The following is a 440-nucleotide window of genomic DNA, read 5'->3' on the forward strand; positions in this document are numbered from 1 at the left end:
TGGTCTTGACTTCCGGCAGAGTTATTACCGGTTTAGTGCCGAGTGATTCCAGACGTTTACTCCAGTTAATTATCCGTTCCCCGATAGCCTGTTGACGCACCGCCGGGTCAGGTCGGTGGCGATGTGCTTTCGATTCCAGTCGTTTCAGCAATTCCTGATAGCTCTGTTCACTGAGTGCCACTCTGCCATCCGGTTCAATCACTACGCCCAGCGTGGATAACAGGGCCGGAACCAGTTGTTGGGTTATCTGGTCAATCGCTTTCTGGGGAAGCTGGCGGACATAACTTGAACCCTGATAAATCGCCTGATTAGTATAGGCGCAGACAGTTGCCAGAAAGGTCCCCATACCTAACAGAATATTATCGACTCCACTAATAAACGGGCCCTTCAGGAGCGGTGATTTTACTTTGTCGTTATTCAGCACAGCGATAACCCCACTG

The 440-nt window shown here is 50.5% G+C and carries 1 protein-coding gene; it reads right to left on the reverse strand.

What is annotated here, in order from left to right:
- Nucleotides 1-424, reverse strand: a 424-nt coding sequence (locus ACGF49_RS24880) for a hypothetical protein (protein ID WP_387493426.1), incomplete at its 3' end; no start/stop codon positions are given.
- Nucleotides 425-440 lie beyond the last annotated feature (16 nt).

The sequence above is a fragment of the Photorhabdus sp. RM96S genome, assembly GCF_042879335.1.
GTDB classification, from domain to species: Bacteria; Pseudomonadota; Gammaproteobacteria; order Enterobacterales; family Enterobacteriaceae; genus Photorhabdus; species Photorhabdus kayaii.